Here is a 15,031-nt window from a genome sequence, read left to right as displayed (position 1 = left end):
CGCGAGCGATGAGCGAGGGGTGTCACCAGGGGGCTTCTTCGCTCGCGCCTCCCCCGCCCTCGCTGGCGGTTCCGCAAGGATCCGGGCACCCACCGCCCGGGTCTCAGTCGCCCGGGTCTCAGTCGGCCGGGTTTCAGTCGGACGAGTCTCAGTCGCCCGGGTCTCAGTCGGCCGGCCGGAGCCCCCGGAGCAGGTTCTCCTCGTACGGCAGCAGTCGGATGCCGCTCTCCCGGCAGGCCCGGTCGAGACGGTCCAGCACGGCCGGGTCACCAGTGCTCGCCGCCAACCCGACCAGCGCCTCGACCACGTCCCGCCGGTCCTGGCCGTCGATGCCAGCCTCTGCTGCCACCCCGAACCACTCCGCGGCCAACTCCCGGTCGCCCCGATGCAGCGCCACCATCGCCTCGATCAGGGCGATGATCCCCGCCTCCGGCCGCGACGCCGACACCGTCGCGCCGGGCCGCCCGAACCCCGACCCGCCCGGCCGCCCGAGCCAGCCGGCCCTGGGCTGCGCGGGCAGCACGCCACCCGGGGGCACGGACCCGGCCGGCGCCAGGTGGTCGACCGGAATCGCCGTCCCCGACGCCAGCGGCTGCGGACGGGCCTCCGCCCGCAGCTCGGCCAGCACGTCGGCGGCCTCGTCCGCCCGGCCTTCCCGGGCCAGCGCCAAACCGACCGTGCCCAGCACCCGGCGGCGGTGTCCCGGATCGCCCAGGTCGGCCAGCGCTGCGGCGACCCGGCGACCCTGCTCCACCGCCTCGGCGTACCGGCCCTGGAGGCGGGCCACCTCGGCCAGGTTGGCCCGGGCCAGCAGGCGCAACCGCCGCTCGTCGCACTCGGCGGCCAGCCGGTCGACCGTGGCCAGCCGCCGTCGGGCGCCGGCCAGATCGCCGAGGCGGATCTCGTGCCAGGTGAGGTTGTTCTGGGCGACCGCCATGTCGCGTACCCGGCCGTGCCGGGTGGCCAGCGCCAGCACCGCCTGCGCCTGCTCGCGCGCCTCGTCGTACCCGCCGGTGGCGACGAGCAGTGCGCAGAGCACCGTCCGTGCCTCCAACTCGCCGGTGACCTCGGCGTGCGCGGCGAAGACGTCGAGCGCCGCGCGGGCGGCAGGCAGCTCCGGCGCCCCCGCGCCGTGCTCGGCGGCGAGCCGGGCCACCCCGAGCAGCGCCCAGGCCCGCAGCACCGGGTCGGCGTCGGCGGTACGGGGGTCCGCCAACAGCCGGCGCAGCCACTGCCGCCCGGAGACGTCCCGGCCCCGCAGCCGCCACCAACGGGGCAGCGCCGCCGCCAGCCGCAGCGCGGTGAGCGGGTCGTCGGTGGCGGCGTGCGCCAGGGCTGCGCTGATGTCGCTGGTCGCCTCGTCCAGCTGGCGCACTGCGGCGGGCAGCTTCGCCCCGACCAGGTCCGGCGCGGTCCGAATCACCAGCCGGGCCACGACAACGGCGTGCCGGCGGCGGATCGCGGTCAGCTCGCCCAGGCCGGCGGCCCGCTCGACGGCGAAGTCCCGGACCGCGTCGAGCAGCCGGAACCGGAACGGGCCGGCTCCCCGGACGCTGAGCAGGCCCAGCTCCACCAGCCGGTCCAGCAGTGGGACCGGGTCGACGACGACCGTGCCGTCCCGGTCGGCCTCGCCGGCGAGCAGCTCCTCGGCCAGTTCCACCGACCAGCGGTTGGCGAACGCGGAGAGCCGACGCACGGCCGCGCGCTCGGAGTCGGCGAGCAGGCGGTAGCTGGTGGCCACCGCCTCCCGCAGGGTCACCGCCACCGCGGCCCGCGCGCTGCCGGACCCGGCCGGCTCGGCGGCCTCCCAGCCGCGCCGGCCCGGGTCGGCGGCGGCCAGGTCGAGGACCCGGTCGCCGTACCGGTCGAGCAGTTCGCCGAGGTCGAGGATCCGACCCCGGGCCGCCATCAGCTCGATCGCGAGCGGCAGGCCGCCGAGCCGGCGGACCAGCGCGGCCAGGGCGGGCAGCTCCCTCGGGTCGGGCGGCTCCGGGCGTACCCGGGCGAGTCGCGCCGCGAAGAGCGCCGCCGCCGGGTAACGGGCCAGGTCGGCGGCGTCCACCACGTCGGCTGCGGGCACGTCCAGCGGCGCCACCGGGCGGACCAGCTCCCCGGGTACGCCCACCGGGTGCCGCCCTGTCACCAGCACCCGCAGGCTCGGCACCGCGTCATTGAGCTGCCGCAACGCCTCGGCCACCGGGTCCGGGGCGCGCTCCGCCGCGTCCACCAGCAGCAACGCCGGCCGGTTGCGCAGCCGTACGGCCAGGTCGGGCAGGCGGGCCGCGCCGAGCACGGCGCTCACCGCGGCCAGCACGTCGGCGGCATCCGAGCCCTCGCCGACCAGCACCCCGGCCACCCCGCCCGGACAGGCGGCGACGACCTCGTGCGCCACGGCCAGGGCCAGCGCCGTCTTGCCCACGCCAGCCAGCCCGACCAGGGTCACCACCGGTGGCCAACGGTCCTCGGTGAGCAGCGCCGCGAGGTCGGCCAGGTCCCGCTCCCGCCCGATCAGCTCGACCGGGGGCGGGAGCGCGATCGGCGTACCCGAGGGCTCGGGGTCGCGGGGCGCGAACCCGGCGGCCGGCGCGCGGCGCGGGCCCTCGGCGGCGGCCCGCCCACGGGCGGTGGCGAGGAAGGCGGCGCGGGGCCCGCCGGGCAGGCCGAGCGCGCCGGCGAGCAGTTCGACGGTGCTGCGCTGCGGCCGGCTGGACCGGCCGCGCTCCAGGTCACGGACGGTCCGCACGCCGACCCCGGCCCGCTGGGCCAGCTCGACCTGGGTGAGGCCGGCGGCGAGCCGGTGCCCCCGCAACAGCCCCGCGAGCGAGGTACGACCACCCGGCGCCGACGGATGATCATCTGCCGGTGTCATGGGCAGGAAGGGTACGGACGGGATACGACGGCCGGCACCGGTACGTCGTCCAGCCGACGCGCCGGAATCCGACAGGCCCCTGCCGTGCGGTGGCGCGGCAGGGGCCGGTGGACCGGGTCAGACGCCCAGGTCGCGAGCGATGATCATGCGCTGCACCTCGGAGGTACCCTCGCCGATCTCCAGGATCTTGGAGTCCCGCCAGAACCGGGCCACCGGGTACTCGTTCATGAAGCCGTAGCCGCCGTGGATCTGGGTGGCCTCGCGGGCGTTGTCCACCGCGATCGTGCTCGCGTGCAGCTTGGCGATCGCCGCCTGCCGCTTGAACGGCTCGCCGGCCAGCATCCGCACGGCGGCGTCGTAGTACGCCAGCCGGGCGGTGTGCGCCTTCAGCTCCATGTCGGCGATCTTGAACTGGATCGCCTGGTAGTTGCCGATCGGCTGGCCGAAGGCGTGCCGCTCCTTGGCGTATTTGATCGACTCGTCGACGCAGCCCTGGGCGAGGCCGACGGCGAGCGCGGCGATGGCGATCCGGCCCTCGTCGAGGATGCGCAGGAACTGGGCGAAGCCCCGACCCCGCTCGCCGAGCAGGTTCGCCGCCGGCACCCGGCAGTCGTCGAAGAGCAGCTCGTGGGTGTCCGACGCGGTCCAGCCGACCTTGGAGTAGGCCGGCGCGACGGTGAAGCCCGGCGTACCGGTGGGCACGATGATGGTCGACAGCTCCTTCGAGCCGTCCGGGTTCGTGCCGGTGACCGCGGTGACGGTGACCAGCGCCGTGATGTCCGTCCCCGAGTTGGTGATGAACGCCTTCGAGCCGTTGATCACCCACTCGTCGCCGTCCAGGACGGCCCGGGTCTGGGTGCCGGCGGCGTCCGAACCGGTGCCCGGCTCGGTCAGCCCGAACGCGGCCAGCGCCTCGCCGCTGAGCAGTTTCGGCAGCCAGGTCGCCTGCTGCTCCGGAGTACCAAATCTGTAGATCGGCATCGCGCCGAGGGAGACCGCCGCCTCCAGGGTGATCGCCACGCTGGAGTCGACCCGGGCCAGCTCCTCCAGGGCGAGGCAGAGGGCGAAGTAGTCGCCGCCCATGCCGCCGTGCTCCTCGCCGAAGGGCAGGCCGAACAGCCCCATCTTGCCCATCTGCCGGACGACCTCGTACGGGAAGGTGTGCTTCTCGTAGTGCTCGGCGATGACCGGAGCGACCACCTCGCGCGCGAAGTCCCGCACGCTGGACCGCAGCGCCTCTTGTTCCTCGGTGAGCCGGAAGTCCATCTGATCCTCCTGTGTGGGCCGCCGGGCGCTCGTGACGCCGGGACGGGTCGCTCGGGACGGTGCTGCGGGTGACGCGCAGGCCTCGGTCAGACCGGGGTGACGCCGTGCCGGCGCCGGGAGAAGTGCCGGTCCTTGGTGCGGGCGGCGGCGAACCGGCGGATCAGTTCGACGCGCAGCTCGTGCGGCTCGACGATCGCGTCGACCACCAGCTCGCTGGCGAGCCGGACGACGTCGATGTCCCGCTCGTACTCCTCGCGCTTCGCGGCGACGAAGGCGGCCCGCTCGGACTCGTCGGCGATCGCGGCGATCTTGTTGGCGTAGACCGCGTTCACCGCGGCCTCCGCGCCCATCACCGCGATCTTCGCGGTGGGCAGCGCGATCGTCGCGTCCGGCTCGAAGCCCGGGCCGGCCATCGCGTAGAGGCCGGCGCCGTACGCCTTGCGGACCACCACGCAGATCTTCGGTACGGTCGCCTCGGAGATCGCGGTGATCATCTTGGCGCCGTGCCGGATGATGCCCTGCTTCTCCACCGCGCTGCCGACCATGAAGCCGGGCACGTCGCTCAGGAAGAGCAGCGGCACGTTGAACGCGTCGCAGAGCTGCACGAACCGGGTCGCCTTGTCGGCCGAGTCGACGAAGAGCACCCCGCCCTTGAACATCGAGTTGTTGCCGACCACGCCGACCACCTCACCGTTGAGCCGGCCGAACCCGACGGTCAGCTCCTTGGCCCAGAGCGCCTGGATCTCGAAGAATGAGCCGTCGTCGAGCAGGCCCTTGACGTAGCGGCGCATGTCGAAGGCCTGCCGCTCGCTCGCGGGGACCAGGGCGGCCAGATCGGCCTTCTCCGGCGCGGCAGTCGCCTCGGCGACCGGCGGCGCTTGCGTCCAGTTCGCCGGCAGGTACGACAGGTAGCGCCTCACGACGTCCAGCGCGTCGGCCTCGGTCTTGCAGAGGAAGTGGCCGACCCCGGACTCGGCGCAGTGCACCTTGGCGCCGCCCATCGCTTCGAGGGTCGTCTTCTCGCCGGTGACCATCTCGACCATCCGGTCCGAGCCGAGGTACATGCTGGCGTTGCCGTCCACCATGGCCACCACGTCGCAGAACGCCGGGATGTACGCCCCACCGGCCGCGCTCGGCCCGAACAGGGCGCAGACCTGCGGGATGGAACCCGAGGCGCGGACCTGGTTCCAGAAGATCCTGCCGGCGCCCCGGCGGCCGGGAAAGAGGTCGACCTGGTCGGTGATCCGGGCGCCGGCCGAGTCGACCAGGTAGACCATCGGCACGCCGGTCGAGTAGGCCCGCTCGATGATCCGGATGATCTTCTCGACCGTCCGGGCGCCCCAACTGCCGGCCTTGACGGTGGAGTCGTTGGCCATCAGGCAGACCTGACGGCCGTCGATGGTGGCGGTGCCGGTGACCACGCCGTCGGCGGGCAGCCCGTCGGCCATGGTGTTGGCGTAGAGGCCGTCCTCGACGAAGGAGCCCTCGTCGACCAGGAGCGCGACCCGCTCGCGGGCGAAGAGCTTGCCCTTGGCGGCGTTCGCCGCGTGGTATTTGTCCGCACCGCCGGCCCGGGCGCGCTTACGCAGCTGCTCCAGTGCCTCACCGTCGAGCGTCACGCCGACTCCCTCGCCACCTGAGCCGGCCACCTCGTAGGGGACCGACTGACCTGAACGATCGTTAGGCTAGCGCATCGGGTGACCCTCCGGCGACCCACCACCGCGCCCGTGTGCCCGCGCCCGCCGGTCGGGTGACCATGAGGCTTGCGTCAGGATTCCGCCTGGAACTGACGCAAGCCTCATGATCACCGCGAGGTGGGCCGGCCGGGTGGGGCCGGGCGGGTGGGGCCGGGCGGGTGGGGCCGGGCGGGTGGGGCCGGGCGGGTGGGGCCGGGCGGGTGGGGCCGGGCGGGTGGGGCCGGGCGGGTGGGGGTTGGGCGGGTGGGGCCGGGCGGGTGGGGGTTGGGTCAGGGGCGGGGGGTGAGGCGGGTGCGGGGGCCGGCGCGCAGGACGCCCGAGGGGAGCTTCTTGCCAACCAGTTCCTCGGCCAGCTCGGCCGCCTCGATCAGCGCGTCCAGGTCGATGCCGGTGTCGATGCCCATGTCGTGCAGCATGTGCACCGCCTCCTCGGTGGCCAGGTTGCCGCTGGCCCCCGGGGCGTACGGGCAGCCGCCGAGGCCGCCGACGCTGGCGTCGAACTCCGTGACCCCCAGCTCCAACGCGGTCAGCAGGTTCGCCAGGGCGGTGCCCCGGGTGTTGTGGAAGTGCAGCAGCACCGGCACGTGCGCGTTACGGTCCCGTACGGCGGTGACCAGCTCGCGGACCCGCCGGGGCGTACCCATGCCGGTGGTGTCGCCGAACGCGACCCGGTCGGCGCCGTCGCGGACGACGCGGTCGACGATGCCGGCGACCCGCTGCGGGTCGACGTCCCCCTCGTAGGGGCAGCCGAAGCTGGTCGCCACGATCACCTCGGCCCGGGCGCCCGCGCCGTGCAGCAGGTCGATCAGCTCGGCGATGTCGTCCAGCGACTCCTCGGTGGAGCGGTTCACGTTGCGCCGGTTGTGCGTGTCGCTGGCCGAGACCACCACCTCGATCTCGGTGAACCCGGCCGCGAGGGCCCGCTGCGCGCCCCGGGTGTTCGGCACCAGGGCCGAGTAGCGCACCCCGTCGACCCGGGTGGCCCGCTGCCACACCTCGTCGGCGTCGGCCATCTGCGGGATCGCCTTCGGATGCACGAACGACACCGCCTCGATCCGCTTGACGCCGGTGCCGGAGAGCGCGTCGAGCAGCCGAACCTTGGCGTCGGTCGGGATCGGGTCCTCGTTCTGCAGCCCGTCGCGCGGCCCGACCTCCCGGATCGACACCGAACCTGGCAGTTCTGTCATGGTCACCTCACTGTGACGTGATGCTGGTCCCTGACCAGCCTCCCACTCACCCGCCACCGTCCGCGAGGTGGATCACCCTGCGCGGATGGCCGCCCCGACCGCCGGTCTACCGTCGCCGGCTGGAGGCCGTCGAAAAAACCTCGTCGGCCCGTGCAACCGGTCGGCCTCCCGCTGAGCACCTATCGGTGAAGGGAGCGGGATGCGACGCGATGAGGACGAGGGGCGACGCCAGTTCAGCGAGTACTTCGCGGCGCGGCGTGAGCCGGTGCGGCGTACCGCCTACCTGATGTGCGGGGACTGGCACTGGGCCGACGATCTGGCGCAGACCGCCTTCATCCGGCTCGCCGAGAACTGGCACCGGATCCGCGATCCGCAGGCGGTGGACGCCTACCTGCGCACCTGCCTGATCCGGGCGTACCTCTCGGAGACCCGGCGGGTGTGGCGGCGCCGGGAACGGATCGTCGCCGAGACTCCCGAGGTGGCCGTTCCCGACGACGACGCCGAGGTGACCGCCCGCCGGGTGGCCTTCACCCAGGCGTTGCGTCAGGTCCCGCCCCGCCAGCGGCTGACCCTGATCTGCCGGTTCTACCAGGGACTCGACGTGGCCGAGACGGCCGCCGCGCTGAAGTGTTCCGAAGGCACGGTCAAGAGCCAGACGGCACGCGGTCTCGCGACGCTGCGCCAGGTCCTCGGCGACGCCGTTCCGAGTCTCGCCGGCGTTACGGAGGGAAGGCCATGACCGGGCTTCGCGAACTCTTCGAGGATGCGGCGGACTCGTCGCCGCGGCCGAGCCGGCTGATGGCGGAGGAGGTGTACGACGCCGGCCGACGCCGGCACCGCCGGCGGCGCACGGCAACGACCGTCGCCGGGGCCAGCGCCCTCGCCACGGTGGCCGTCGTCGCCGTCAACCTGCTGGCGCCGGCGCCTCCGCCGGTCGACGGGCCGCCGATCGCCAGCAGGACCACCGCGGCCGGGGATCCCGATCCGGCGTCCGGCAGGCGGATCCAGTGGGCTGGTGCCGCTGATCGGGAACACCTCTACCTCTCCCTGTCGAGTTGCACCGGCGGACCATGCCAGAAGCAGACCGTCGCCCTGGTGGGTTCCACGGACGGCGGCCGGACCTGGAGCGACCGAGGTATGCCGATCACCGTCAGCGCACTGGCCGTCCTCGGTCCCGACGCGCTGATCGCGGCCGTGCCCAGCAGCCGGCCGGGCACCGACGGGACCCTGCTGGCGAGCCTCGACGGCGGTCACACCTGGGCCGCCGCCCAGTCCGCCGGGACGGCCGGGGCGGTGCCGGTCGGTGGTACGGCCATCTGCTGGTCACCGCGGGCCGGGACGCCGTGCACCCTGCACGCCGTGGACCCGGCAACCCGCAGGGTGACACCACTGGCCGCGCAGCCGCCGCTGACCATGCGGACGGACGAGCTGCGGATTGAGGAGTCCACCGGTCGCCTGCGGGTCGCGGGTACCGACCCGGCGACGGGCCGACCCGCCGTCTCAACGAGCACGGACGCCGGCCGCAGCTGGTCCACCCACGTCTTCGCCGACGCGCCGGCCTGCCCGAAGGAGGGGTGCGAGGCGCCGTTGCTGGCGGTGACGGGGACGGCGACGACGTACGCCGTGGCCACCGCCGGCGGTGTCCGGGCCGCCTACCGCGCCGAAGACCCGGGCGGACGGTGGCAGCGGCTGACCGACGCCGGCCTGCCGGACGGGCAGGCCACCACCGGCGCGTTCGTCACCGCCGACGGCACCCACGTGCTCTTCCAGCTCGTGAACGGCCGGGGCGCCGACGCCCACCGCTACTGGGCGGCCCGGGACGGCGGCGCGTACCAGGTGGTCGAACTCGACGGCCTGCCGACGACCGCCGGGCCGGTCCGCCGGACGCCGGACGGCTGGTTCTACGCACCCAACACCGACGGCACCCTGTACGGCTCCACCGACGGCTGGCGCTGGTCGCCGGTGACCCACCGCTAGCACTCACACCCCCGAGGCGACCGCCGATCCGTGCGCCCTCTCCATCCCCGAAAAGATAGGAAAAACAGTGATCCGTTCCGGGACACCTCACCGCCGACGGTCGTGGTTCGTCGGCCTCGGGGCCACCGCCTTGGTCGTCGCGCTCGCCGCCTGCGGCGCGGAGGACCAACCACCGGCGGTCGCCACCGCGGGCAGCCCGGGTGCCCAGCCGTCGACGTCGGCGGCCGTCACCGGAGTCGTCGCCGAGTACGTGGAGGCGCAGCGCCAGTGGGTCGCCTGCCTGCGCGAGCGGGGCTTCCAGGTGCCGGACCCGGACCCCCGGGGCGGGGTCGACCTGCGGGCGCCCGGTGTCCCGAAGAAGGGTGACCCGAAGTGGATGGAGGCCCAGAAGGCCTGCGCGAAGTACAACGTGCCGGTTCCGGACGAGCTGGAGGAGAAGCCGCCGGCGCTGACCGCGCAGGAGGTCGGGTACCGGCGGGCGTACGCCAGGTGCATGCGCGAGAACGGAGTCGCGGACTTCCCCGACCCGGGCCCCGACGGCCACTGGCCGCAGGACAACGACAACGGCGGCCGCCCCCCGGTCAGCGAGCAGCAGGCGACTGCCCAGTACCGCGCCGGCCAGATCTGCGAACCGGTGAATCGTGGCGAACCGTCGACCACCCCCGACCCCAACGCCACCGGCCGCGGATGAGCGACCCGATGGACCCGACAACGGCGGCCCGTCGCCGACCACGGCGGCGGCTACGGGTCGCCGCCGGTGCCGGCCTGGCGCTGGTGACCCTCACGCTGGCCGGCGCGGCGACCCTCGGCCTGGGTGGCCGCGGCGGTACGCAGACACCGGCCCGCACCGCACCCGCCGCGACCGCCCCGGTCACCCGGCAGACCCTGGTCCGGGCCGTGGCGCTGGCCGGCGAACTCGGGTACGGCGCCTCAACACCGCTCGCCTCGGTCGCCACCGGCACGGTGACCTGGCTGCCCGAAGTGGGGGCCACCGTCCGGCGTGGCGAGGCTCTGCTGCGCGCCGACGAGCAACCGGTGGTGCTGATGTACGGCGCCCTGCCGATGTACCGGCCGTTGACCGCCGACGTGCGGGGCTCGGACGTACGGCAGTTCGAGAGCAACCTCGCGGCCCTCGGCTACCGCGGCTTCACCGTCGACGACACCTTCTCCGCGAGCACCACCGCTGCGGTGAAAAGCTGGCAGAAGGACCTGGGGATACCGGAGACCGGCACGGTGGAACGGGAGCGGGTGATCTACGCGGCCGGCGCGGTCCGCATCTCGCAGCAGCTGGTGCCCGTCGGCGCGAGCGCGACCGCCACCGTGTTGGCGTACACCGGCAGCACCCGGGTCGTGACGGTGTCCGCGGGCACCGGCGAGGCGGCCTGGGCGAAGAAGGGCACCAAGGTCACCGTGACCCTGCCGACCCGCGTCTCGGTCAGCGGGAAGGTCAAGACGGTGGCCCCGCCTGCAGCGCCAGCCGGCGGGCAGGGGCCGGTTGATCCGGAGCGGCCCGGCACCGGCGCGGCCACCGTCCAGGTCACCATCGCCGTCGCCGACCAGCGGGCGCTGGGCGGGCTGACCGACACGCCGGTCGACGTACGGTACGTCGCGCAGCAGCGCGAGAAGGTGCTCACCGTGCCCGTCGACGCGCTGCTCGCCCTGGCCGAGGGCGGCTACGGCGTGGAGGTCACCGGGCCCGGTGGCACCCGGATCCTGCCAGTGCGGGCGGGACTCTTCGCCGACGGACGGGTCGAGGTGCAGGGCGACGGCCTGGCCGAAGGGCTCCTGGTGGGGGTGCCGGGATGAGCGGGCACGTGATCGAGCTGGTGGGTGTGTCCCGGACCTATCCGGGCGGGGTGACCGCGCTGCACGAGGTCGACCTGCGCATCGGGTACGGCGAGCTGGTCGCCGTCCTCGGTCCGTCAGGCTCCGGCAAGTCGACCATGCTGCACCTGATCGGCACGCTGGACCAGCCGTCGTCCGGCTCGGTACGGATCGACCGGCACGACGTCTCGACCCTCACCGACCGGGAGCTGTCCGCCCTGCGCGGCCGCCGGATCGGTTTCGTGTTCCAGCAGTTCCACCTGGCCGCCGGCATGCCGGTGCTGGACAACGTGGCCGACGGGTTGCTGTACGCGGGCGTACCGCTGAGACAGCGACGGCGGCGCGCCGAGGCCGCGCTGCGCCGGGTCGGTCTCGGCCACCGGCTCGACCACCGGCCGCACGAGCTGTCCGGGGGTGAGCGGCAGCGGGTGGCCATTGCCCGGGCGGTGGTCGGCGAACCGGCGGTGCTGCTCGCCGACGAACCCACCGGCAACCTCGACTCCGCCTCGGGCGCGTCCGTGCTGGCGCTGCTGCGCGGCCTGCACGAGCAGGGCACCACCGTCGTGGTCATCACCCATGACCAGCAGGTCGCGGCCGGCCTGCCGCGCCGGATCGTGCTGCGGGACGGTCGCGTCGTACACGACTCGGGCCGATCACCGGCGGTGCGGGCGTGACCGGCCGCGCCGGCGCCGAGGCGCGCGGAACCAGCCGGCCGACGGCCGGTGCGGGCGGGGCCGGGAAGCTGCGTCCGGGTCGCCTCACCCCGGCCGACGTCGCGCGGGTGGGATCGGCCGGGCTACGGACGCACCCGCTGCGGGTCGTGCTCACCGCCCTGGGCATCGCCATCGGCATCGCGGCGATGCTGGCCGTGGTGGGCATCTCCACCTCCAGCCGGGCGGAGCTGGACCGGACCCTGGACCGGCTCGGCACCAATCTGCTCACCGTGACGCCGGGAAAGACCCGGGCCGGGGAGAAGGCCGTCCTGCCCGAGCAGTCCGTGAGCATGATCGCTCGGATCGGGCCGGTCGAGTCGGTCAGCGCGACCGGCTCCGTCGACCGGGCCGTCTACCGCAACGACCGGGTGCCGCCCGGCCAGACGGGCAGCATCGCGGTGCTCGCCGCGCAGCCGGAGCTGCTCGGCACGGTCGGCGCGAACGTCAGCTCCGGTTCCTGGTTCACCGCCGCGACCGCGGAGTACCCGACGGTCGTTCTCGGTGCCACCGCGGCGCGGCGGCTCGACGTACCGAGGGTCGGGTTCCGGGTGTGGCTGGGCGGCGAGTGGTTCACCGTGGTCGGCGTCCTCGCGCCCGTGCCGCTGGCTGAGGAACTGGACTCGGCCGCCCTGGTCGGCTGGCCGGCGGCCAGGTCGTACCTCCAGTTCGATGGCCGCCCGACCCGGGTCTACGTCCGCACCAGCGAGAGCCAGGTCGCGGCGGTGCGCGCGGTGCTGGGGCGGACCGCCAACCCGTCGGCACCGGAGGAGGTGGCCGTGTCCCGCCCCTCGGACGCGCTGGCCGCCCGGCAGGCCACCGACACCGCGCTCAACGGACTGCTGCTCGGTCTCGGCGCCGTCGCGCTCCTGGTCGGTGGCATCGGCATCGCCAACACGATGGTGATCTCCGTCCTGCAACGCCGGGCGGAGGTGGGCCTACGGCGGGCACTGGGTGCCACCCGGGGGCAGATCCGGGTCCAGTTCCTCGCCGAGGCGCTGCTGCTCTCCGCCCTCGGCGGGACCGGCGGCACCCTGCTGGGGGTGGGGATCACCGGGCTGTACGCATACAGCCGGCAGTGGCCCACGGTGGTGCCGGCCTGGGCGATGGCCGGCGGCCTGGGCGCGACGGTGCTGGTCGGTACGGCCGCCGGACTCTACCCGGCGATCCGCGCCAGTCGACTCCCACCCACCACGGCCCTGGCCGGTCCCTGATCGTGCGCCCACTCGTGTTGATCATGGGGTGACGGTGACGAGTCAGGTGAAGCGCTCCGTCAATCTCATGGTCAACGCGAGCGGGAGCCGAGGTCAGCGCATGCGGGAGACGATGCCGGTGTCGTAGTCGCCGGAGAGGAACTCCTCGTTCTCGAGGAGTTCGGCGAAGAAGGGGAGGTTGCACTTGGGGCCGGTCAGGTCGAAGGCGGCGACAGCCGCCTTCGCGCGCTCGACGGCCTCGGCGCGGGTGGCGCCACCGACGATGAGCTTGGCCATCAGGCTGTCGTAGAACGGGGTGACCGTGTTGCCGGCGGCGTATCCGGAGTCGACCCGGACGCCCTCACCGGTGGGCTCCACCCAGGTCTTGATGGCGCCGGGTCCGGGCAGGAAGCGCTTCGGGTCCTCCGCGTTGATCCGCAGCTCGATGGCGTGCCCGCGCGGGGCGAGCGCGTCCGGGTCGAAGGTCGGCGCCAGGCCGGCCGCCACCCGCAGCTGCTCCTCGACCAGGTCCACGCCGTAGACCAGCTCCGTCACCGGGTGCTCGACCTGGAGGCGGGTGTTCATCTCCAGGAAGAAAAATTCCTCGGAGCCGGGCCCGTCACCTGCGACATCCCGCTGGCGCGGGACCAACAGGCACTCCACCGTGCCGGCGTTGCGGTAGCCGACCGCCTCGCCGGCCCGCACCGCCGCCGCCAGGAAGCGCTCGCGCAGCTCCGGCGAGACCGCCGGGGAAGGCGACTCCTCGACCAGCTTCTGGTTGCGCCGCTGCACCGAGCACTCCCGCTCGCCCAGCGCCACCACCCGGCCGTCGGCGAGGCCGAGAATCTGCACCTCGACGTGGCGCACCCGGGGGAAGTACCGCTCGATCAGCACCGAGCCGTCACCGAACATCCGCTCGGCGAAAGAGCGCACCTTGTCGTACTCGGTGCGCAGCGCGGTCTCGTCGGTGGCCACCCCCATGCCCATGCCGCCGCCACCGGCCGCGGCCTTGACCATCACCGGGTAGCCGATCTCCCCGGCAGCCGTGACCGCCGCGGCCAGGTCGGCCGCCGGGTCGGTGGTGCCGGGCGCGACCGGGACACCGGCCGCCGCCATCAGGTTCCGGGCGTTGATCTTGTCGCCCATCGCGGTGATCGCGTCCGGGCCGGGCCCGACCCAGATCAGGCCGCTCGCCTCGACGGTACGGGCGAAGTCGGCGTTCTCCGAAAGGAAGCCGTAGCCGGGGTGGATTGCCTGCGCGCCGGTCGACCTGGCGGCGGCGAGGATCGCCTCGACGTTCCGGTAGCTCTGCGCCGGGTTGGCCGGGCCGACGCAGACCGCCTCGTCGGCCTCGGTGACGAACGGCAGGCCGGCGTCGGCCTCCGAGTGCACCGCGATCGCACGGATGCCGAGCCGCTTGGCGGTACGGATGATCCGGCGGGCGATCTCGCCCCGGTTGGCGACCAGCAGCGACTCGATCATGTTTCCTCCCGACGTCCAGGGGTGGGGACGGGTGCCAGGTAACCACGAGCCGGCAGTTACTCACGAGTCGCCCGGCACCGCCGGCGCGATGATCAAGAGGTGCGCGTCTACCTGGCCCCCGATTCCTGACGCAAACTTCTTGATCGCCTGGAGGGACGCGCCCGCCGGGCCAGGGAGGGGTGGCCGGGGTCAGGCGGGGTCGGTGGGGGCCAGGAGGGCGGCGAGGGTCGCGCCACGGAGCAGTTCGGCACGGCGGCGGCGGTCCACCTCACCGCCGAGGAACGGCGTGGAGTTCATCAGGCCGAAGGCGGCGTGGGCCAGCACCCGCGCCTCACCGTCGGGCAGCCCCGGGTGCAGCGCGGTCAGCACGGTCACCCACTCCTCGACGTAGAGCCGCTGGAGCCGGCGGATCTTGCGACGCGGCTCGTCGGGGAGCCGGTCCAGCTCGTGCAGGTGCAGCGCGATCACCGCCGGGTTGGCCAGGGCGAAGTCGACGTGGAAGTCGATCAGCGACTCCAGTGCGGCGCGCGGGTCGTCCGGGTGGCCGGCGGCCCGGTCCCGGCCACCGGCGAGCAGCCCCTCGCTGACCGGGATCAGCGCGGCGACCAGCATCGCCTCCTTGCCGGCGAAGTGGTGGTAGAGCGCGGGCCCGGTCACGCCTGCGGCGGCGCCGATGTCGTCCATCGACACGCCGTGGTAGCCGCGCGCGGCGAAGAGGCCGACCGCGATCTCCAGGATCTCGTCCCGGCGGGACCGGCGTCGACCCGCGCCCGCCGCGCCGTTCGCCCCGCCCCGCGCCTGCTGCTCCACCGCCACCGGGCAAGCC

12 protein-coding genes are annotated in these 15,031 nt (G+C 74.0%); 6 read left to right on the top strand and 6 right to left on the bottom strand.

What is annotated here, in order from left to right:
• Positions 1-163: 163 nt before the first annotated feature.
• The 4 genes from ABZ807_RS07365 to ABZ807_RS07350 all read right to left on the bottom strand — a co-directional run bounded on the left by ABZ807_RS07365 (position 164) and on the right by ABZ807_RS07350 (position 7,019).
• Positions 164-2,869 carry a helix-turn-helix domain-containing protein gene (locus tag ABZ807_RS07365; RefSeq protein ID WP_357153936.1) on the bottom strand — a complete coding sequence of 902 codons (2,706 nt, stop codon included), beginning with the start codon at positions 2,867-2,869 and terminating at the stop codon, positions 164-166.
• A gap of 117 nt (positions 2,870-2,986) precedes the next feature.
• The gene (locus tag ABZ807_RS07360) at positions 2,987-4,135 is read right to left on the bottom strand and encodes an acyl-CoA dehydrogenase family protein (RefSeq protein WP_357153934.1); all 1,149 of its coding nucleotides are present in this window, start codon (positions 4,133-4,135) and stop codon (positions 2,987-2,989) included.
• An 86-nt stretch (positions 4,136-4,221) separates the two neighbouring features.
• Positions 4,222-5,754 carry an acyl-CoA carboxylase subunit beta gene (locus ABZ807_RS07355; protein ID WP_357153932.1) on the bottom strand — a complete coding sequence of 511 codons (1,533 nt, stop codon included), beginning with the start codon at positions 5,752-5,754 and terminating at the stop codon, positions 4,222-4,224.
• 347 nt (positions 5,755-6,101) lie between these two features.
• Complete coding sequence (locus tag ABZ807_RS07350; protein ID WP_357153930.1) at positions 6,102-7,019, bottom strand: hydroxymethylglutaryl-CoA lyase; 918 nt, start codon at positions 7,017-7,019, stop codon at positions 6,102-6,104.
• A gap of 199 nt (positions 7,020-7,218) precedes the next feature.
• Here ABZ807_RS07350 and ABZ807_RS07345 point away from each other — a divergent pair, with 199 nt between their 5' ends.
• The 6 genes from ABZ807_RS07345 (at position 7,219) to ABZ807_RS07320 (ending at position 12,744) form a co-directional block, all read left to right on the top strand.
• Positions 7,219-7,758 (top strand): SigE family RNA polymerase sigma factor, encoded by a 540-nt coding sequence (locus ABZ807_RS07345; RefSeq protein ID WP_357153929.1) that lies wholly within the window; start codon positions 7,219-7,221, stop codon positions 7,756-7,758.
• Positions 7,755-8,996, top strand: coding sequence for a hypothetical protein (locus ABZ807_RS07340; protein WP_357153927.1), 1,242 nt, complete (start codon positions 7,755-7,757; stop codon positions 8,994-8,996). The genes ABZ807_RS07345 and ABZ807_RS07340 overlap by 4 nt, the downstream gene beginning before the upstream one ends.
• A 67-nt stretch (positions 8,997-9,063) precedes the next feature.
• Positions 9,064-9,687, top strand: coding sequence for a hypothetical protein (locus tag ABZ807_RS07335; protein WP_357153925.1), 624 nt, complete (start codon positions 9,064-9,066; stop codon positions 9,685-9,687).
• Positions 9,684-10,802: a peptidoglycan-binding domain-containing protein gene (locus tag ABZ807_RS07330; RefSeq protein WP_357153923.1), complete on the top strand. Its 1,119-nt coding sequence runs from the start codon at positions 9,684-9,686 to the stop codon at positions 10,800-10,802. Before ABZ807_RS07335 ends, ABZ807_RS07330 begins: the two co-directional genes overlap by 4 nt.
• The gene (locus ABZ807_RS07325) at positions 10,799-11,494 is read left to right on the top strand and encodes an ABC transporter ATP-binding protein (RefSeq protein ID WP_357153921.1); all 696 of its coding nucleotides are present in this window, start codon (positions 10,799-10,801) and stop codon (positions 11,492-11,494) included. Before ABZ807_RS07330 ends, ABZ807_RS07325 begins: the two co-directional genes overlap by 4 nt.
• Before the next feature lie 68 nt (positions 11,495-11,562).
• Entirely contained in the window at positions 11,563-12,744 is a 1,182-nt protein-coding gene (locus ABZ807_RS07320) for an ABC transporter permease (RefSeq protein WP_357154202.1), read from the top strand.
• Positions 12,745-12,837: 93 nt separating this feature from the next.
• Here the strand turns inward: ABZ807_RS07320 and ABZ807_RS07315 are convergent, their stop codons facing one another.
• Both ABZ807_RS07315 and ABZ807_RS07310 read right to left on the bottom strand, forming a co-directional pair.
• Positions 12,838-14,205, bottom strand: coding sequence for a biotin carboxylase N-terminal domain-containing protein (locus tag ABZ807_RS07315; RefSeq protein ID WP_357153919.1), 1,368 nt, complete (start codon positions 14,203-14,205; stop codon positions 12,838-12,840).
• A 189-nt stretch (positions 14,206-14,394) separates the two neighbouring features.
• On the bottom strand, positions 14,395-15,021 hold the full coding sequence (locus ABZ807_RS07310) for a TetR/AcrR family transcriptional regulator (protein WP_357153917.1): 627 nt from the start codon (positions 15,019-15,021) through the stop codon (positions 14,395-14,397).
• Positions 15,022-15,031 lie beyond the last annotated feature (10 nt).

Origin of the sequence: Micromonospora sp. NPDC047548 (assembly GCF_040642975.1) — a bacterium.
Classification (GTDB): Bacteria; Actinomycetota; Actinomycetes; order Mycobacteriales; family Micromonosporaceae; genus Micromonospora.
Note: the sequence above shows the minus strand (reverse complement) of the source record. Positions and strands in the feature narration are given on the sequence as shown.